The following is a 17,316-nucleotide window of genomic DNA, read 5'->3' on the forward strand; positions in this document are numbered from 1 at the left end:
TTGGAGGTGTCGGGCAAGGTGATGGCCGGTCGGTGGTGCTTACGCCGTACGGGTGGCGGTGAAGGGGATCGTCATCATCGCCGCTTTCGCTTTGCCGGACATGGTGTTGTTCTCCACCGTGGCCGTGCACTTGATCTTCAGTTTGAAGGGCGAGGTGAGGTGGGCGGTGTAGGTGAGTTCGCCGTTGTCGATGCGGCCGTCCTGGATCGGGGTGCCGTCGTAGGTGCCGGTGACCGCGGTCCCGTCGGTGGTCAGGATCAGGGGCGCGGTGCGTTCGCCGCTGCCGGTGGTGAAGGTCATGGTCCAGGTGCCGTCGATGGTGTTCATGTCGGTGGTGCCTTCCTCGGTGCGGTTGGGGCCGGGGATCTGGTCGACGGTGGCGACCCACTGGGTCAGCGCGTCGGTCAGCGTCGTGGGCGTGAAGGGGGTCGCGGTCGGCTTGATCCAGGCGATGTAGCCGTCGGGGCGCACGAGGGCGGCTTCGAAGGGTGGGATGTCGCCGAAGACGGGGACGTGCCAGAGGCCGCCGCGTTCGTCGGGCGCGTACTCGGCGGTCACGTGTTTGATCCGGCCGGCCCAGGGGGCGAGGGTGTCGGCGATGCCGTCGACGCCAAGATCGATCAGGACCGGGCGCGCGTCGTGCAGCAGGGTGAAGATGTCGGTGCCGCCGGTGAGGGTCAGATCGGGTATGCGTCGCCCGAGCAGGGGGTGGTACTCGCCGAGCGGGTAGCGCAGCGTCAGGCCGCTGAGCCCACCGGCGAGTTGCAGGGTGGCCTCCGGTGCCGCGAACAGGTCGCTGAAGATCTCCCGTACGGCTTCGCGGCGGCGGCCGGGTTTGAGGACTTCGGTCTGCGCCATCGACCACTTGAGGGCGTTGGCGCCGGCCGGGTGCCGTTCGTCGTGGTAGGTGTCGAGCAGGCTGTCGGGTGCGTCGCCGCGCAGGACGGCGGCAAGCTTCCAGCCGAGGTTCACCGCGTCCTGGATGCCGAGGTTCAGTCCCTGGCCGCCGACGGGGGTGTGGATGTGGGCGGCGTCGCCGGCGAGGAAGACCCGGTTGTCCCGGTACGTGGCGGCGTGGCGGTAGCCGTCGGACCAGCGCGACATCCAGCGCGCCCCCCGCAGGCCGTAGTCGGTGCCGAAGGCGTAGATCATCGCCTTACGGATTTCGTCGAGGGTGGTCGGCTGGTCGGGGTGCTGCGGCGGTGTCTGGCGCATCACCGACAGCCGGATCCAGTCCGGTTCGGTGCGCGAGATCTGGTAGAAGCCGACCCGGTCGTTGTAGCCGAACCCCTGGTCCGGCGGGCGGACGAGGTCCAGGTCGCCGACCACCCACCAGGTCTCGCCGGGCAGGCCGGGAAAGTCGATGCCGCTGCTCTTACGGACGGTGCTGCGTCCGCCGTCGCAGCCGATCAGGTAGGCCGTGTGGATCTGTTCGTGTCGGCCCGCCGAGAGCAGCTGCACCTCGACGCCGTCCTGGTCCTGCTTGATGCCGGTCACCTCGGTGGACCACTGGATCCGCGTGCCGAGTTCGACGGCGCGCTCGGCGAGGATCCGCTCAGTCTGGTGCTGAGGCAGGATCAAGGCGTCCGGCCAGTCCGGGTCGATGCTCTGCGGGTCGAGCAGGATGCCGGAGAACATGACGCCGGACAGCGGCTTGCCCACGGCGCGGAACGTGTCGGCCAGGCCCCGTTGGGCGAGGACCTCCATGCTGCGCGCGTTGATACCGGGGGCGCGTGACTCACCGACCGTGCCGGCCGGCCGTCGTTCCACGACGAGCACTTCAATGCCACCGAGCCGCAGTTCGGCGGCGAGCATCAGTCCGACCGGACCGGCGCCGGCGATGACCACCTGGGCAGTGTTGTTCATATCGGTCACCCTTCGATTGCCGTTCAACTTCATAGGATCCAATGTAAACATAACAAGCATAGGATGCGATGTAAAGTCAGGGCATGACTTCACCTACGCCCAAGGCGTCGCCGAGCCTGTCCCAGTCGATGAACCGGGTGGCCCGTGCGCTGGCCCGGCACGGCGACGCGGCCCTGCGGCCCCTGGGGCTGCGATTCGCCCAGATCCCGGTGTTCGTGCTGCTGAAGACGCGGACGGAAATGACCCAGAAGGCGCTGGCCGACGCGGCCGGCATCGAGCAGCCGTCGATGGCCCAGCTGCTGGCGCGGATGGAACGCGACGGGCTGATCGCCTATCGGCCGCACCCGACGGACGCGCGCAGCCGCACGATCATCCTCACCGACCCCGGCGACCACCGGATCGGCGAGGGAAGCGAGCGGCTGAAGGAGCTCGAACGCCGGGCCGTCGAGGGGCTCAGCGAGCGGGAGGTCAAAACCCTCAAGGGGTTGCTCGCCCGGGTGCTGGAGAACCTGGAACGCTGACTCGGTGGTTACATAGGATCCGATGCTTATTAACATCGGATCCTATGCAGTTACACCGTGAGTCAGTAGAGGACGGCGGCCATGAACGCTAAGACTTCCACCATCGACGGCACCTGGGCGATCACCTTCGCCATCCCCAGAGGGGAACGCTCGCTCCTGCTGACCGTCGCCACCGACGGCGAGACGGCCGCCGGCACCCACGACGGCGTTCCCATCCTCGACGGACGCGTCGTCGGGAACGAGCTCACCTACACCGCCCGGCTCACCCAGCCCTTCGCAATCGAGATCAGCGCCAGGGCGACAGTCACAGGCGACACCATGACCGGCGAAGCGCAGGCACCCCGCGGATCAGTCACTTTCAGCGCAACTCGGACGGCGTAGTCATGTCCAACTACGTCATCGTCCGCAAGTAACCCCTACCGATCGAGGAAGTGCGGGAGAAGGTAACGACGAACCCGAGAATGTTCTGCGGTGGACGGTCATTGGCTGAGGCGCCGACCAGACACTACGTGCCTGGAGTCGTCGTCATCCTCAAGAAACCAACGTTTCTTGAAGATCGTCAAGCGGACCGCCAAACCCGCCGCCGAATCGTCAAAAACTCCTTCAAAAAATCGGCGATTCAACAACGTTCTCACCACCGTTTTCTGACACGATTCCGGCGTGACGACGCTCGACTCCGCCGACCTGCTCCCGCCAGCACCGGAACACCCGACCGAAATCCGCATCGGCTACGCCCGGGTCTCCACCGGCGGGCAGAAGCTCGAGCGACAGCTTGACGCCCTACGCGCGGCCGGGTGCCGGCGGATCTTCGCCGAGAAGCAATCGGGACGTGACACCGACCGCCCGGAGCTGACCGCGTGCCTGGCATTCCTCACGGTCGGCGACACCCTAGTGGTCCCGTCCTTGGACCGACTGTCGCGCTCGCTGGCTGACCTGATCACCACCATTGGGGAGCTGCGCCGCCGCGACGTCGAGTTCACCTCCCTGCACGAGAACCTCGATACAACCACCCCCGGTGGGCGGCTGGTCTTCCACGTCTTCGCTGCGCTGGCCGAGTTCATCCGCGAGCTGATCGTCTCGGGCACCCGAGAGGGCCTAGCCGCCGCGCGGGCACGCGGGCGCGTCGGCGGGCGTCCCAGTGTCGTCAACGCCGAGATCATCCGGGCCGCCCGGGACATGCTGCCGAACCCGGACGCCAGCGTGACCGCGATCGCGAAGCTGCTCGGCGTCAGCCCCGGCACCCTCTACAACCACATCCCCGACCTACGCGAACTCCGCGCCGCCGGCCGCGCCCGCACACAACTGCCCACGACACGAACCGCCTCGCGGTAGTTCACCGCCGTTTGCGGCTGGTGACACGTTTCTTACCGGCACCCCCGATCCGTAGACATCGTCGCCCGGCCCGGCCGCGCCGGCACCGTCGTGGGAGGTTCAGGCCATGGCCGAGCAGGGAATTTGGTGGCGGTGGTGGCCAGTGTTGGCGAGGCGGCGTACGGCGGTGATGAGTTCGTCGCTGGTGAACGGTTTGAGCAGGACACCGCAGACGTGGATATCGGCGGTACGCGGGTCGCCGGGTTGCAGGGCGCCGCTGAGGATGACCACCGGGGTGTCGGCGAGGGTCGGGTCCTCGCGGATGGCCTGGCATAGCTGCAGGCCGTTGAGGTGTGGCATGTCCAGGTCGGTGAGGATCACATCAGGCCGGTTCTGGCGGGCAGTGTCCAGGGCGGCGTGGCCGTCAGGGGCGGTGAGGACGTGGAATCCGGCGCGGTCGAACAGCCGCTGCAGGACGGCGCGGACGTCGTCGTTGTCCTCGGCGATGAGGATCGTGGTCATCATGGGGCCTTCCTGCGGTGACGCCCCGGGACGGGCATGTCCGTCTCAGCGTTCACCGGTGGGCGCCGGCGCACGGGTACAGCAACCGAAAGACACCCGATCGGCACCCTCTGTCCTGCTCGGCACCAGGTGACGAGTGGCCGTGTCGAGGTCACCATCAACCGCGATGCTGAGCACTTCGTTGACTCGAGCGCAGATACGCACCAGGCAGGGCACCGGCGTACCCGTCGCATCGTCTCTCGGTGTAGCGATCGTCATGGCGACGTGTGCCTGTACGAATGCATCGTGGCCCACAGCACCTTCCCGTCCCGGGTGGACATGGCTCCCCAGGCCGCGGACAGCGTGCCGACGATCAGCAGCCCATCCCCGCCCCCGCCGTGTGGCGGGACTGAAGTGGAAGGCCGAAGGTGCCGCAGTTGTGAACTGCCGTCCCGGACCGAAATGTGCAGTCCGCTGCGGCGTCGCCAAACGGTGACGGTCAGGTCTGTACCAGCGTGCTGCACGGCGTTGGTCACCAGTTCTGAGATGACCAACCGGCTCGGGTGCCGCAACTCCGGAAAGCTCCACGCCTCACACGCGACATCGATCAGGTCGCGTGCCGATCTCGCGGCGCCCGGCCCTGGCGAAAGCCGGGTCAACTGCAACCGGTCGGTCAGCGGGCGCCGGCTGACGACAGCCGTGTAGGCCTCGCTCATGGCCGTGTACAGGGGGACTGTGCGAGGCAGTCCGAGCCTGTGCAGCCGCCGCGGCAGTGGTCCTGACCCGGGGATAACGAGGGCGATCTGCACGGGCGGTTGCATGCTCGCAGCTGCCTTGTCGGCGACCAGCCACAGCGCAGCGCTGTCGGCGTGACGATCGTCCAACCTGTGCAAGCTCACGATGACGGCCGAGGGGTGCTCGACGAGACACTTCTGCAGGACGATGTAGGTGTCCGAGGCCAAACGCCTGGTCCATTGGCCGAACACGACCATCTCGGTCACTGCGGTATCGACGTTGTACGTGACGAACACGCCCGAGCCGGCCGCCTCCGCGCCGTTGTCAAGCAGGTACGGAGGATGCACCTCCATCGCAGTCCTTCTCCCGAATCGGCTCCCGTCGTCGCTGGGCCCTCTGGGAGTGTGGATTGTCCGCAGCAGCGGGTCAACGCTGTCACATCGTCGGTCGGTGACAACCACCCGATCGAGTCCCGGCGGCCGGTCGCAAGATCGTTAACAACGCCCCCGGTCGGCCGGCATCTCCCCCGGCCCACGGCAAGCGCCTGCTCGACCTGGGCTCGGGCACCGGCGCGTGGGCCAGAGCCTTCGCCGACTCGTACGCCGTGACAGCCGTCCGAGGCGATGCGGGCCCGCTCCGAGCACCCGCACGTGCTGGCCGGCGACGCCGAGCACATCCCGCTCGCGGACGGCTCGGTGGACGCGGTGTGGCTGTCCACCGTCGTGCATCACGTGCCCGATCTGGTCCGCGCCGCCCGCGAGATCCGGCGGGTGCTGCGGCCGGGCGGGCCGGTGCTGATCCGGTCGGCGTTCGCGGGGCGGCACGACACGATCACCCTGTTCCGCTACTTCACCGAGGCGATCCGCGTCCTCTACAGTTTCCCCAGCGTGCCCGAGGTGCAGGAGGCGTTCGGCGCGGCCGGTTTCGGGGTGGCGGCGATCGAGCAGGTTCCGCAATGTACGGCCGTCTCGCTGCGTGACTTCGCCACCCGCCTGCGCCGCGCGGCGCACACCCCCGCTCCAGCTGATCTCCGACGACGAGTACGCCATCGGCCTGGCCCGCCTCCACGCCGCCGCCGACCACGTCGACGGCCCGGTCGTCGACGCCCTCGGCCTCCTCGTCCTCCGCTAGCCGAGGCGCAGGCACAAGCGGGAGGCGCAGGCACAAGCCGGAAGCGCCGGCACGAGTGGGGAAAGGTCAGAGATCCGGCGCGGCCGAAATCCTGAGAGAAGGCTTCTGGGAGAAGGCGGAGAAGGCGGAGAGGTACGCGTCCAGGGCGGCGGCCCCGGTGAGCATGGCCCGGCCGCGGGCGGACAGGCGGGAACGCCAGTCGTCGAGCATGGATTCGACCGGCTCGATGCCGCCGGCCGTGCGGACCTGGTGGACCAGCGGGGCAATCTGCTCGAGCCGGTAGCCGCCACGCCGGAGCTGGTGGACCAGGTGCGCGTCGCGGACGTCGGCGGCCCCGTACACGCGGTAGCCCGTCTGCCGGTCGCGGCGCGGTTGGAGCAGCCCGGCCCGTTCCCACTTGCGCAGCGTGGCGGGTCGCAACCCGAGCTTGCGCGACAGCGGCCCGACGAACGTGTCACCGGGTGACGCGGGCGCCGCCGGCACCAGGTCGTTCAGGGCCGCGGCCACGGCCTGCAACGTTCGGCGGTCGTCGAGCAACTGGGCGTGGCTCTCGTCGATGATGCGCAGCGCGTCGGAGGCCGCGTCACGGTTGACCGCCCGCATGATCGCCGCCGCGGTCGGGTGGCCGTGACCGGGGATCAAGGCGAGAAAGGCGCTCAGCGCGTACGCGTGGACGGGCTCGTAGATCCGGTATCCGGCGGCCGTCCGGTTGGCGGCGGGAAGGATGCCCTCGGCCTCGTAGTTGCGGACCGCCTGGGCGGACAGGCCATGCGCGCGGGCCAGATCGACCGGCTTCAGGCGTACCCCAGCTTGAAGGTTGCGACCTGCCATCTCCTGCTCACACCGCGCGAAAGCTTCAACCGAAGGTTCAACGATAGCGTTGAGGGGGTGACGATGAACATCAGCGCTACGAATGTCATGAAGCTGATCGGGGCGAAACCGCGGCTGCTGGGGCTGGGCGAGCCCACGCACGGCGAGGACGTGCTGCTGGAGGTGCGCAACGACCTGTTCCGGGAGCTGGTCGAGCAGGAGGGCTTCCGGGCGATCGCGATCGAGAGCGACTGCCTGGCCGGAACCGTGGTCGACGACTACGTCACCCTGGGCGAGGGCACGCTCGACGACGTGATGGCGCGCGGTTTCAGCCACGGGCTCGGGGTTTCGCGGGCAAACCGCGAGCTGGTGCGGTGGATGCGTGACCACAATGACGGGCGGCCGGCGGGTGAGCGGCTGCGGTTCGCCGGCGCGGACGGGCCGCTGGAGATCACCGGGCCGGACAGCCCGCGGGACGTGGTGATCGCGCTGCACGGCTACCTCGCGCGGTGGCTCGACCCGCGGCTGCTCCCCTGCACCACGGAAACGCTCGGCGACCTGCTGGGCGACGACGGCCGGTGGACCAACCCGGACACCATGATGGACCCGGCGCAGTCGATCGGGCAGAGCGCCGAGGCCCGCGAGTTGCGGGTGCTCGCCGACGACCTGGCGGCGCTGGTGGAGGCCGAGGCGCCCCACCTGATCGCCGCGTCGTCGCGGGAGGGGTGGGACCGCGGGCGGCTCTACGCGCGTACGGCCACGGGGTTGTTGCGCTACCACTTCTGGATGGCCGACCCGGGGCCGTTGCGGGTGGACCGGCTGCTCGGCGTACGCGACGCGATGATGGCCGCGAACCTCCTGGCCGCCGCCGAATGGGGTCCGGTGCTGGTCTACACCCACAACGCGCACCTGCAACGGCACCGCAGCAGCCTGACCATGTGGGGCGACCTCAGGCCGGAGTGGTGGAGCGCCGGCGCGCTGGTCGACGCGCGGCTGGGCGACGGCTTCCGCCACCTGGCGATGGCGGTGGGCACCATCCGCCACCACGGGGTGGACACGCCGCCGCCGGACACCATCGAGGGCCGGTTGTACGCCGAGCCGGCCGGCCTCCTCCTCGCTGATTCGCACGGGCTGACCGGCCGGGCCGCTCGCGTGTCGACCTGGTTCGGCTACTCGGCCCTGGATCCGGCGTTCGTCAGCGGCCTCGACGGCGTCGTGTTCGTCAAGGACTGCCCGGCGCCCTGACGGAGCAGCGGCAGGGCGGTGGCCGCCGTGACCGCGATGATCACCGCGGTGAAGCCGGTGAGCGCGGCCGGCAGGCTGACCGACAGGGTGGCCACGCCGAGGCCGACCACCGGCACGGTGAGCCCGATGTAGCCGCTGAGGAAGATGCCGGCGAGCACCTCACCGCGGTGGGCGGCGTCGGCCAGCGACCCGCCGACGGCCAGCGCCGCCTTGAACAGCAGGCCCGCCCCGGCGCCGCTGAGCACGCCACCGGCGAAGAACCAGCCGAGCGACCCCACCTGCACCACCACGACCGTGAGCGCCGTGATGCCGGTGACGAGCAGCCCCGCACCCCACCCGATCTGGGTACGCAGCGCGAGCGGCCGGGCGGCGATCTGCGCGACCACGGCCGCGGCGAAGGCGGCGAACACCACGAACCCGGCCACGGCCCTGGAGGTGATGTGCAACTCGCCGGAGACGAAGCCGGGCACCAGCGACGTGAACAGCCCCAGCACCGCGAACGCGGCGAACGCGATCCCGCCGGCCCGGAAGAACCGTCCCCGCGCGTGGTCGGGGACGCGGACGCGTTGCGGGCGGTAGGCCGGGCGTACCGCGGGAGGGTTGGCCGTCTCGGGGACGAGGGCCACGCCGACGAGAGTCAGGGTGAGCAGCACGAGGAAGACGATGTACGGGGTGACCAGCGGCGCGGTGACGTACTGGGCCAGCAGCCCGGAGGTGAGGGCGCCGACGCCGAAGCCGCCGAGGTTCGCCGCCGCGGACACGATCTGGCCGCGGGTCGCGTCGGCCCCGGGACGCGACGAAAGGTGCAGGTCGAGGATGTGGGCGGTGATCGTGGCGGTCAGCATGCCGATGCCCAGCCCCGAGACGACCCGGGCCACGATCAGCCCGGCCAGGTCGGTGCGCAGCAGGAAGATGACGGCCGAGACGATCTCGAGCCCGATCGCGGGCAGCAGGACGCGGCGCCGGCCGTGGGTGTCGCCCAGGTGCCCGGCGAGGAACAGGCTGATCACCACCCCGATCGCGTACGCGGCGAACGCGATCGTGACCGCGAAGGTCGAGAAGCCGTCGCGTTGCTGGTAGAGCGACCAGAGCGGGGTGGGCACGGTGCTGTACGCCATGACGACCAGGAACGCGGCCGCGGCGATCCAGAACCCGGTTTTGCGAGTGCGCATGAGACAAGGATCGGCCGGGACTTTGATCGCGTCCAACAATAAGATCTGATGCGATTGACCGTCATCGGAGATGAATCGTGGATAAACGGCAGCTGGAAGTGTTCGTGGCGGTGGCTCGTGTGGGCAGCTTCACCCGCGCGGCCGCCGAGTTGCATCTGGTGCAGTCGGCCGTCTCGGCCACGGTCGCCGCCCTGGAGGCCGATCTGGGGCAGCGGCTGTTCGACCGGACCACCCGGCGGGTCCGGCCCACCGCGGCCGGTCAGGCGCTGCTGCCCCGCGCGACCGCGATCCTGGACGCGTTCCAGGCCGCCCGGGACGCCGTCGACGAGGTGCGCGGCGGCCTGTCCGGCTCGATCCGGATCGGCTACATGACCAACGTGACCCTGTTCGACATCCCGCGCCTGCTGGGCCGGTTCAACGCCGGCCACCCGGGCGTCACCATGCGCCTGGCGCCGGCCGCCACCGGCACCGCCGGTCTGGCCGAGGGCCTGCGCCGCGGCGACCTCGATCTGGCGTTCCTGGCCGCCCGGCCGGCCGACTACCCCGACCTGCACGTCGACGTGCTGGCCACCACGGCGCTGGGTCTGGGCGTGGCGGCCGGGCATCCGCTGGCCGGGCGGTCGTCGATCAGCCTGGCCGAGGCCGCGACGCTGCGGTTCGTCGACTTCCGTGAGGGCTTCGGCAACCGCACCCTGGTCGACGCCGAGTTCCGGCGGCGCGGCCTGTGGCGTGACATCCAGATCGAGACGTCGGACACCAACGACACCGCGGCGCTCGTCCGCAACGGGCTGGGGGTGGGCTTCCTGCCGCGCTACCTGATCACCGGCGACGACGGGATCCACTGGATCGAGATCGCGGACGCGACGTTGGAGATGAGCGTGAGCGTGGCCACGCTGCGCGGGCGCACGCTGAGCGCGGCGGCCTCCCGCCTGGCCGAGCTGGCCCGTGACCAGGCCGGACCCTAGGAGGCCAGCCGCGCCCCGGCGTCCGTACGGTTGATCTCGGCCCAGACGGCGTCGAGGGACAGGCCGAGCACGTCGGCGATGGCGGCGATGGTCGGGAAGGCGGGGGTGGCCACCCGGCCGGACTCGATCTTGCGGAGGGTCTCCGGCGAGACGCCCGCCTCCAGCGCGGTCATCAGCATCGAGCGGTCTCCCCGGGCGCGACGCAGCAGGGCGCCGAGGCGCTGCCCGCGCTCGACCTCTTCGGGACTGAGTGGCAACCTGACCATGGTCCCGATTCTAGTACCGGGATAACATTGCCGGGATACTTATTGGGTCGACGAACAGGGCTTCACATGATCGAGTTCTTCAGCCCCGCCGAGCTGCCCCGGGCCCGGGAGACCGGCGCCCTGGTGGCCGGCATCCTGCAGAGCCTGAAGGGCCGCAGCGTGGCCGGCGCCAACCTGCTGGACATCGACCGGTGGGCCCAGGCCATGATCGTCGAGGCCGGGGCGCAGTCCAGCTACGTCGACTACGAGCCGTCGTTTGGTCGCGGCCCGTTCGGTCACTACATCTGCACGTCGGTCAACGACGCGGTGCTGCACGGCAAGCCGTACGACTACACCCTGGCCGACGGCGACCTGCTGAGCCTCGACCTGGCCGTCTCCCTGGCCGGGGTGGTCGCCGACTCGGCCGTCAGCTTCGTCGTGGGCGGGGCGGACCAGCCGGAGAGCCTCGCCATGATCGACGCCACCGAGCGCGCCCTGGCCGCCGGGATCGCCGCGGCCCGGCCCGGCGCCCGCATCGGCGACCTCTCGCACGCCATCGGCGAGGTCCTCACCGAGGCCGGCTACCCGATCAGCACCGAGTTCGGCGGCCACGGCGTGGGCTCGACCATGCACCAGGACCCGCACATCCCGAACACCGGCCGCCCCGGCCGCGGCTACACCCTGCGCCCCGGCCTGCTGCTGGCCCTGGAACCGTGGATCATGGCCGACACCGCCACCCTGGTCACCGACGCCGACGGCTGGACCCTGCGAAGCGCCACCGGCTGCCGCACCGCCCACAGCGAACACACCATCGCCATCACCGACGACGGCGCCGAGATCCTGACCCGGGCCCGTCCGTGACGACGTCCGGCGGGGTCGGCGCGGCCGTCGACGAGATGACGCGGGTGCTGACCCCGCGGGTGGGCGCCGACTGGGGTGTCCGGGCCGGCTCGCTCGACTGGTCGTGCTGGGCGACCGCCGCCCACGTGGCCCACGACCTGACCGCCTACGCCATGCAGCTGGCCGCCCGGCCCGACGACGCCTACCTGCCCCTGGACCTGGTGGTCCGGCCGGGCGCCGACCCGGCCCGCCTGCTGCGGATCGTGCGTGGCGCCGGCCGCCTGCTGAGCACGGCGATCGACACCGCGGGACCGCGGGCGCGGGCCTGGCACTGGGGGCCGACCGATCCGGCCGGTTTCGCCGCCCTGGGCATGAACGAGATCCTCGTGCACACCTACGACATCGCGCAGGGCCTGGGCCTCGACTGGTTGCCGCCGGCCGGGCCGGCCCGGACCGTCCTGACCCGCCTGTTCCCCGAGGCGCCCGCCGGCGACGACCCCGCGGACGCTCTGCTGCGCTGCACCGGCCGCCGCGGCGACACCGGCCCCGACTGGAAGCTCAGGGCCGCCCTGGGATAATCAGTGCCGTTTCCGGGGCCATGTCGGCGATGCTGGGGCCCATGTATGACAAGATCGCCGCGGTCGGTGGGGTTGTCGGGGTGGTGCTGGGCGGGAGCCGGGCCCGGGGCACACATCGGCCGGATTCCGACCACGACATCGGCATCTACTACCGGGGCGCGCTCGACGTCGAGGCGTTGCAGGCGCTGGCCGACGAGGTGGCCGACGAGCGGGCCGAGATGACGCCGGTCGGTGGGTGGGGACCGTGGGTCAACGGCGGCGGGTGGCTGCGCGTGAACCAGGAGAAGGTCGACTGGATCTACCGTGACCTCGACCGGGTGCGGGCGATCTGGGCCGACTGCCGACAGGGCCGGTACGAGGTCGGGTTCCAGGTGGGGCATCCGCTGGGCTTCCACTCGTACGCGTACGCCGGCGAGCTGGCGTACGCGAAGATCCTGGCCGACCCGACCGGTGAGCTGACCGCCCTGCGGCAGGAGACGCTGGTCTTCCCGCCGCGCCTGGCCGAGGCGCTGACCGACCGGCTGTGGGAGGCGGAGTTCCTGTTCGCGCAGGCCCGCAAGGGCTACGACCCGACGTACGCGGCCGGCTGCCTGTTCCGGGCGATCGGCGTGATGTACCACGCCCGGTATGCCCAGCAGGGCCGCTGGTTGATCAACGAGAAGGGCATGACGGGCCTGCCGGAGATCCTGGGCGACATCGGCCGCACCCCCGAGCAGGTCGAGCGCACGATCGTCCGGGCGGAGGAGATGCTCGCTCAGATCCGGGCGACGCCGCGGTGAGATCAAAAAGCGTTGCGGGTACGCGCGGCGGAACAGCGCTCGTCATCCGGGCCCGGCGCCGGCGCGGGGAGACCTCCCCGCGCCCGGTTCCGGGTTGTCCCGGTGGGTCGCGCCGGAGACCGCCCGGGCCAGCAGAGGCCTTTCCAGCACGTCGGTGCTGTCCACAAAACTGTCGATCGCCCCGGGCGTCCACGCTGGATGTAGTGCCGCCGCGAACCGCCCGGCGTCGATGACCGGGAACGGCCGGTCGAAGTACAAGCGGCGGGTGGCGTCGACGGGCGGCGTGAGGCCCAACGCGTTCTGCCGCCGCCCGGCGTGCTCGTACGCCGTACACAACGCCTCCTGCCGCACCGAGGCCGAACTCGCGCCGACCGCTGTTCGCAAGGCCGACGCGACCGGTGCGACGTCCGGCAGCGAGGCGAACGCCGACCCGAGCCACTTGCTGTAGGGCGGGTAGCGCCGCGCGAGCAGCAGGCACAGCCGCATCACGTCGCGGGCCAGCCGCGCCGCGACGATCCGGCTGCCCAGGTCGTCCCCGGCCTCGGCGGCCCGCCCGACGAACGCCTCCTCCTGCGCGATCCGGGTCCACTGGGCGGCCAGCACGATCCGCCACACGTGGCCGGGATACCAGGCGAGCCGCTCCCGCACGGCCGTCAGTTCCCCGGAAGGATCGTGGTAGACCGCCCCGCCGACCACCTCGGCCAGCCGTTGCGCGGGCGTGGCCAGCCAGTCCGCGTCGCTCACCCCGGCCGTGGCATCGAACCCCAAACGCGAAGAGAGCCACGAAGGCAGGGTGGCGAAGAGCACCCGATGCGCGACCGGTCCCGTGGTGACGGCCATGGTGGCGACCCGGGCCCCGGCCGGTTCGAACGAGGTCGGGTAGCCCCGGAACGTGGTGGGCAGCCGCTCGGCCAGCTTCGAGCTCAGCGCCGCGGCCTGCGACAGGTCGGGGAGGAACACGTCGACCCGCGGCCCCCAGTCGTGGTCGGCCGACCGCGGCGAGTCGAAGCCGAGCACCTCGGATCCCGGCCCGATCCGCGCCGCCGTATGCGGGACGTCGAGCAGCGGCGCCACGGCTTGCCGGTAGAAGTCGCCGCAGAGATCGAGGCCCGGAACGAACATCGTCACCTTCCCGGATGTGGGATAGCATCCCGGATATGGGAGATGCCGTGGAGGACCGACTGGCCGCCCGCCTCGCATCCTTGCGGGGCGAGCGCGGCTGGTCGCTGGAATTTCTCGCCGACCGGTCCGGGGTGAGCCGCTCGACGCTGTCCCGGCTCGAGCGTGGCGAGGTCAGCCCGACCACCGCCCTGCTGGGCCGGGTCTGCGCCGCCTACGGGATGACCCAGTCGCGCCTGCTGGCCGAGGTGGAGTCCGAGCCCGCCGCGGCCCTGATCAGAGCGGCCGACCAGCCGGTGTGGCGGGACGAGGCCGCCGGCTTCACCCGCCGCGCCGTGTCACCGCCCCACGCGGGCCTGCGCGCCGAGATGATCGAGGGGGTGCTCGGCCCCGGCGCCGACGTGGCCTACGACCGGCCGACCGTCGAGGGTCTGGAGCAGCATGTGTGGATCCTCGACGGCACGTTGGAGCTGACCGACGGCGACACCACCTACGGACTTGCGACGGGTGACTGCCTGCGGTTCCGGCTGTGGTCGGCCACCCGGTTCCGGAACCTGACCGCGAGCCCGGTGCGGTACGCGATCGTGCAGGTGCTGCCATGATCGAGCGCCTGGACGCGGCCGGTTTCGAGGCTTGCCTGCCCGGCCTGGCCGTGCTGCTGGCCGACGCGGTCGAGGCCGGCGCGTCGGTCGGTTTCCTGGCCGGCCTCGACGTGTCCGCGGCGACGGCGTGGTGGCGTACCCGCAAGGCCGCGGTCGAAGCGGGCGCCCTCGCGGTGTGGGTGGCCCGTGCGGGGGACCGGATCGTCGGCACCGTCTCGCTGGCGTACTCGGACAAGCCCAGCCAGAAGCACCGTGCCGACGTGGTGAAGCTGATGGTGTCGACCGCCCGGCGCGGCCGTGGCCTGGGCCGGCGGCTCCTGAGCACCGCCGAGCAGGCGGCCGCGGCGAGCGGCGTGACGCTGCTGATGCTGGACACCGAGACCGGCAGCGCCGCCGAGCGCCTCTACGAGGAGGCGGGCTGGCACCGCTACGGGATCGTGCCGGCGATGGCCGCCGATCCGTCCGGGGTCCGGCGCGACTGCAGCTTCTTCTACCGCACCGTGGCTTTGTAAGCGCTTGCACCAGCCGTCCGGTTGGGCCGGTTCTGCCGGAAACACCAGATCATGAAACGGCGCTGGGCTCGGGTTTCGGCCGCGTGTCGTCAGGGTTACGTTCGCGCCGTGGCAATGAAAGCGTTTACAAGGCCGAAGGCGGCGACCATCTACGAGGTCGCCCAGCGCGCCGGCGTGTCCATCGCCACCGTGTCGCGGGCGCTGCGCGGCTCCGAGCTGGTCACCGAGGAGACGCGGGCCCGGGTGCGGGCGGCCGCGGCCGAGCTGCGGTTCACCCCGAACCGGTCCGGGCGTTCGCTGGCCGAGGGCCGGCACGCGGCCAACGGCATCGTGTTCCCGGATCTGGTCGGTCCGTACTACGCCGAGGTGGTCCTCGGGTACGAGGAGACCGCCGCCGGGTTCGGCAGCAGCGTGCTGATCCTGACCGCGAACGGCCGCGCCGACGCCGCCGAGGCGGTCCGTGAGCTGGCCGGGCGGGTCGACGGGCTGGCGCTGATCAGCCACACGGTCGGCGACGACGTGGTCGACGAGATCGCCGCCACCGGGCTGCCGCTGGTGCTGGTGGCCCGCGACCCGGTGGCGGGGGTGGACACCATCCGCACCCGCAACGAGGGCACGGCCGCGTCGCTGACCGAACACCTGCTGGCCCACGGGCACCGCAGCTTCGTGTTCCTCGGCGACCCGGAAGGCGCCCCCGACGTGGCCGGCCGGTATGCGGGGCTGTCGGCCGCGCTGGCCGCGCACGGGCTGGACGCGCCGGCGCCCGTACCCTGCGCCCTCGATCTGGAATCCGGCCGCGAGGCCGCCGCCGGGCTGCTGCGCGAGCCGCCGGACGCCATCGTGTGCGCCAACGACGAGATCGCGCTGGGTGTGCACCTGGCCGCCGAGCAGCTGAACGTCAGCATTCCCGGCGACGTGGCCGTGACCGGCTGGGACGACCTGATGGCGGCCCGGTTCGCCGGCCTGACCACGGTCGCGCAGCCGATGCGGCAGCTGGGCGCCACCGCGGCGGGCTGGCTGCACGAACGCATCGCCGGACGGCACCTGGACGACCAGCCGGCGCCGAGGCGCCGGGTTCTACCGACCCAGCTCGTCGTGCGGCGCAGCTGCGGTTCGCATCCCCCGGAGGAAGCATGAGACGGATAGTGGTTTTCGCCGCCGCCGCGGCGCTGGTGCTGGCCGGCTGCGGCCGGGAGTCGGGCGGCGGCCAGGAGCAGGCCAAGTCGGTCGCCGAGGGCAAGGCCTCGGGCGACATCACGGTGTGGGCGATGGGCACCGAGGGCGAGAAGCTCGGCGCGTTCGCGGCTGACTTCATGAAGGAGAACCCGGACGCCAAGGTGACCGTCACGGCGGTGCCGTGGGATGCCGCGCACCAGAAGATCGCCTCGGCCATCGCGGCCAAGCAGACCCCGGACGTGTCGATGATCGGCACCACCTGGCAGGGCGAGTTCGCCAAGACCGGCGCGCTCGACCCGACGCCGAAGGAGCTGTTCACCGCCGGCACCTACTTCCCCGGCGCGTGGGACACCACGGTCGTCAACGACACCTCGTACGGCGTGCCGTGGTATGTCGAGACCCGGGTCATCTACTACCGGACCGACCTGGCCCGGAAGGCGGGCATCACCAAGCCGCCGGCCACCTGGGACGACCTCAAGGCCATGGCCAAGGCCCTGCAGGCCGGCGGCGCCAAGTGGGGCATCAACCTGAAACCCGGCGAGACCGGGTCGTGGCAGTACGTGATGCCGTTCGCGTGGTCGAACGGCGCCACCATCGCCGACGACACCAAGTACACGTTCGACTCGCCCGAGATGACCGAGGCGATGAGGTACTACCAGTCGTTCTACACCGAGAACCTGGCGCCCAAGGAACTGGCCGAGGGCGCGCTGGAGCCGGCCTTCGTCAAGGGTGAGATCGGCGCGTTCATGTCCGGCCCGTGGCACGTCGGCCTGATCAAGGAACAGGGCGGCGCCGGGTTCGAGGACAAGTTCGCGGTGATGCCGATGCCGAAGCAGAAGTCGGCCACCTCGTTCATCGGCGGATCCAACATCGCCGTGTTCAAGGACGCCAAGAACCGCGACGGCGCCTGGAAGTTCCTGCAGTGGCTGGCCAAGCCCGAGGTGCAGGCCAGGTGGTACCAGCAGACCACCGACCTGCCGGCCGTGCGGTCGGCCTGGACCGACCCGTCGCTGGCCGACGACAAGTTCCTCAAGGTGTTCGGCGAGCAGCTCAAGGACGCCAAGTCACCGCCCACCTTCGCCACCTGGGAACAGGTCGCGGCCGCCTTCGACACCGAGATGGAGAAGGTCGCCAAGTCCGGTGAGGACCCCGCCCAGGCGGTCAAGGCGGTGCAGGACAAGGCCACGTCGATCGGTACGGGCAGCTGA

Annotated in this window: 19 protein-coding genes and 1 pseudogene; 13 read left to right on the top strand and 7 right to left on the bottom strand. The window is 70.8% G+C overall.

The window, feature by feature from the left end; translation table 11 throughout:
- Positions 1-39 precede the first annotated feature (39 nt).
- Entirely contained in the window at positions 40-1,866 is a 1,827-nt protein-coding gene (locus AB0O15_RS25995) for an FAD-dependent monooxygenase (RefSeq protein WP_364323203.1), read from the bottom strand.
- 83 nt (positions 1,867-1,949) lie between these two features.
- Between AB0O15_RS25995 and AB0O15_RS26000 the strand changes: the two genes are divergently transcribed.
- From AB0O15_RS26000 to AB0O15_RS26010, 3 genes are all read left to right on the top strand, one after another.
- Positions 1,950-2,387, top strand: a complete 438-nt coding sequence (locus tag AB0O15_RS26000; RefSeq protein ID WP_364323205.1) for a MarR family transcriptional regulator — start codon at positions 1,950-1,952, stop codon at positions 2,385-2,387.
- An 81-nt stretch (positions 2,388-2,468) separates the two neighbouring features.
- Positions 2,469-2,768: a hypothetical protein gene (locus tag AB0O15_RS26005; RefSeq protein WP_364323208.1), complete on the top strand. Its 300-nt coding sequence runs from the start codon at positions 2,469-2,471 to the stop codon at positions 2,766-2,768.
- Positions 2,769-3,047: 279 nt separating this feature from the next.
- Complete coding sequence (locus tag AB0O15_RS26010) at positions 3,048-3,719, top strand: recombinase family protein (protein WP_364323210.1); 672 nt, start codon at positions 3,048-3,050, stop codon at positions 3,717-3,719.
- Between the two features lie 99 nt (positions 3,720-3,818).
- Here the strand turns inward: AB0O15_RS26010 and AB0O15_RS26015 are convergent, their stop codons facing one another.
- Both AB0O15_RS26015 and AB0O15_RS26020 read right to left on the bottom strand, forming a co-directional pair.
- Entirely contained in the window at positions 3,819-4,223 is a 405-nt protein-coding gene (locus AB0O15_RS26015) for a response regulator (protein WP_364323212.1), read from the bottom strand.
- A gap of 251 nt (positions 4,224-4,474) precedes the next feature.
- The gene (locus AB0O15_RS26020; RefSeq protein WP_364323214.1) at positions 4,475-5,287 is read right to left on the bottom strand and encodes an ATP-binding protein; all 813 of its coding nucleotides are present in this window, start codon (positions 5,285-5,287) and stop codon (positions 4,475-4,477) included.
- A gap of 111 nt (positions 5,288-5,398) precedes the next feature.
- Between AB0O15_RS26020 and AB0O15_RS26025 the strand changes: the two are divergent.
- Positions 5,399-6,065, top strand: a pseudogene (locus tag AB0O15_RS26025) (class I SAM-dependent methyltransferase).
- A 66-nt stretch (positions 6,066-6,131) separates the two neighbouring features.
- Here the strand turns inward: AB0O15_RS26025 and AB0O15_RS26030 are convergent.
- Entirely contained in the window at positions 6,132-6,896 is a 765-nt protein-coding gene (locus tag AB0O15_RS26030; RefSeq protein WP_364323216.1) for a TioE family transcriptional regulator, read from the bottom strand.
- A 63-nt stretch (positions 6,897-6,959) separates the two neighbouring features.
- On the opposite strand from AB0O15_RS26030, the gene AB0O15_RS26035 reads away from it, so the two are divergent.
- Positions 6,960-8,120, top strand: a complete 1,161-nt coding sequence (locus tag AB0O15_RS26035; protein WP_364323271.1) for an erythromycin esterase family protein — start codon at positions 6,960-6,962, stop codon at positions 8,118-8,120.
- On the opposite strand, the gene AB0O15_RS26040 is transcribed toward AB0O15_RS26035, so the two are convergent.
- A complete protein-coding gene (locus AB0O15_RS26040) occupies positions 8,045-9,292 on the bottom strand; it encodes an MFS transporter (protein WP_364323218.1) in 1,248 nt (415 codons plus the stop codon). The genes AB0O15_RS26035 and AB0O15_RS26040 overlap by 76 nt on opposite strands.
- A gap of 77 nt (positions 9,293-9,369) precedes the next feature.
- Here AB0O15_RS26040 and AB0O15_RS26045 point away from each other — a divergent pair, with 77 nt between their 5' ends.
- On the top strand, positions 9,370-10,257 hold the full coding sequence (locus AB0O15_RS26045) for a LysR family transcriptional regulator (RefSeq protein ID WP_364323220.1): 888 nt from the start codon (positions 9,370-9,372) through the stop codon (positions 10,255-10,257).
- On the opposite strand, the gene AB0O15_RS26050 is transcribed toward AB0O15_RS26045, so the two are convergent.
- Positions 10,254-10,523: a helix-turn-helix transcriptional regulator gene (locus tag AB0O15_RS26050; protein ID WP_364323222.1), complete on the bottom strand. Its 270-nt coding sequence runs from the start codon at positions 10,521-10,523 to the stop codon at positions 10,254-10,256. The genes AB0O15_RS26045 and AB0O15_RS26050 overlap by 4 nt on opposite strands.
- 66 nt (positions 10,524-10,589) lie before the next feature.
- Between AB0O15_RS26050 and map the strand changes: the two genes are divergently transcribed.
- The 3 genes from map to AB0O15_RS26065 are packed head-to-tail and all read left to right on the top strand — an operon-like array spanning position 10,590 to position 12,699.
- Entirely contained in the window at positions 10,590-11,363 is a 774-nt protein-coding gene (gene map, locus AB0O15_RS26055; protein WP_364323224.1) for a type I methionyl aminopeptidase, read from the top strand.
- Positions 11,360-11,920, top strand: a complete 561-nt coding sequence (locus AB0O15_RS26060) for a maleylpyruvate isomerase N-terminal domain-containing protein (RefSeq protein ID WP_364323226.1) — start codon at positions 11,360-11,362, stop codon at positions 11,918-11,920. The genes map and AB0O15_RS26060 overlap by 4 nt, the downstream gene beginning before the upstream one ends.
- Before the next feature lie 41 nt (positions 11,921-11,961).
- Positions 11,962-12,699, top strand: a complete 738-nt coding sequence (locus tag AB0O15_RS26065) for a nucleotidyltransferase domain-containing protein (protein WP_364323228.1) — start codon at positions 11,962-11,964, stop codon at positions 12,697-12,699.
- 42 nt (positions 12,700-12,741) lie between these two features.
- On the opposite strand, the gene AB0O15_RS26070 is transcribed toward AB0O15_RS26065, so the two are convergent.
- Positions 12,742-13,821 carry a DUF4037 domain-containing protein gene (locus AB0O15_RS26070; RefSeq protein WP_364323230.1) on the bottom strand — a complete coding sequence of 360 codons (1,080 nt, stop codon included), beginning with the start codon at positions 13,819-13,821 and terminating at the stop codon, positions 12,742-12,744.
- 47 nt (positions 13,822-13,868) lie between these two features.
- Between AB0O15_RS26070 and AB0O15_RS26075 the strand changes: the two genes are divergently transcribed.
- The 4 genes from AB0O15_RS26075 (at position 13,869) to AB0O15_RS26090 (ending at position 17,316) form a co-directional block, all read left to right on the top strand.
- Entirely contained in the window at positions 13,869-14,420 is a 552-nt protein-coding gene (locus AB0O15_RS26075) for a helix-turn-helix domain-containing protein (protein ID WP_364323232.1), read from the top strand.
- Positions 14,417-14,932: a GNAT family N-acetyltransferase gene (locus tag AB0O15_RS26080; RefSeq protein WP_364323234.1), complete on the top strand. Its 516-nt coding sequence runs from the start codon at positions 14,417-14,419 to the stop codon at positions 14,930-14,932. The genes AB0O15_RS26075 and AB0O15_RS26080 overlap by 4 nt, the downstream gene beginning before the upstream one ends.
- A gap of 114 nt (positions 14,933-15,046) precedes the next feature.
- The gene (locus AB0O15_RS26085; RefSeq protein WP_364323236.1) at positions 15,047-16,069 is read left to right on the top strand and encodes a LacI family DNA-binding transcriptional regulator; all 1,023 of its coding nucleotides are present in this window, start codon (positions 15,047-15,049) and stop codon (positions 16,067-16,069) included.
- The gene (locus AB0O15_RS26090; protein WP_364323238.1) at positions 16,066-17,316 is read left to right on the top strand and encodes a sugar ABC transporter substrate-binding protein; all 1,251 of its coding nucleotides are present in this window, start codon (positions 16,066-16,068) and stop codon (positions 17,314-17,316) included. The genes AB0O15_RS26085 and AB0O15_RS26090 overlap by 4 nt, the downstream gene beginning before the upstream one ends.

The organism is Actinoplanes sp. NPDC089786 (assembly GCF_040684855.1).
Lineage (GTDB): Bacteria > Actinomycetota > Actinomycetes > Mycobacteriales > Micromonosporaceae > Actinoplanes.

Bases quoted from the DNA above. Each gene is read 5' to 3' on its own strand.
- AB0O15_RS25995 (WP_364323203.1), bottom strand. From the start codon at position 1,866: ATGAACAACACTGCCCAGGTGGTCATCGCCGGCGCCGGTCCGGTCGGA.
- AB0O15_RS26000 (WP_364323205.1), top strand. From the start codon at position 1,950: ATGACTTCACCTACGCCCAAGGCGTCGCCGAGCCTGTCCCAGTCGATG.
- AB0O15_RS26005 (WP_364323208.1), top strand. From the start codon at position 2,469: ATGAACGCTAAGACTTCCACCATCGACGGCACCTGGGCGATCACCTTC.
- AB0O15_RS26015 (WP_364323212.1), bottom strand. From the start codon at position 4,223: ATGATGACCACGATCCTCATCGCCGAGGACAACGACGACGTCCGCGCC.
- AB0O15_RS26020 (WP_364323214.1), bottom strand. From the start codon at position 5,287: ATGGAGGTGCATCCTCCGTACCTGCTTGACAACGGCGCGGAGGCGGCC.
- AB0O15_RS26030 (WP_364323216.1), bottom strand. From the start codon at position 6,896: ATGGCAGGTCGCAACCTTCAAGCTGGGGTACGCCTGAAGCCGGTCGAT.
- AB0O15_RS26035 (WP_364323271.1), top strand. From the start codon at position 6,960: ATGAACATCAGCGCTACGAATGTCATGAAGCTGATCGGGGCGAAACCG.
- AB0O15_RS26040 (WP_364323218.1), bottom strand. From the start codon at position 9,292: ATGCGCACTCGCAAAACCGGGTTCTGGATCGCCGCGGCCGCGTTCCTG.
- AB0O15_RS26050 (WP_364323222.1), bottom strand. From the start codon at position 10,523: ATGGTCAGGTTGCCACTCAGTCCCGAAGAGGTCGAGCGCGGGCAGCGC.
- map (WP_364323224.1), top strand. From the start codon at position 10,590: ATGATCGAGTTCTTCAGCCCCGCCGAGCTGCCCCGGGCCCGGGAGACC.
- AB0O15_RS26065 (WP_364323228.1), top strand. From the start codon at position 11,962: ATGTATGACAAGATCGCCGCGGTCGGTGGGGTTGTCGGGGTGGTGCTG.
- AB0O15_RS26070 (WP_364323230.1), bottom strand. From the start codon at position 13,821: ATGTTCGTTCCGGGCCTCGATCTCTGCGGCGACTTCTACCGGCAAGCC.
- AB0O15_RS26080 (WP_364323234.1), top strand. From the start codon at position 14,417: ATGATCGAGCGCCTGGACGCGGCCGGTTTCGAGGCTTGCCTGCCCGGC.
- AB0O15_RS26085 (WP_364323236.1), top strand. From the start codon at position 15,047: ATGAAAGCGTTTACAAGGCCGAAGGCGGCGACCATCTACGAGGTCGCC.
- AB0O15_RS26090 (WP_364323238.1), top strand. From the start codon at position 16,066: ATGAGACGGATAGTGGTTTTCGCCGCCGCCGCGGCGCTGGTGCTGGCC.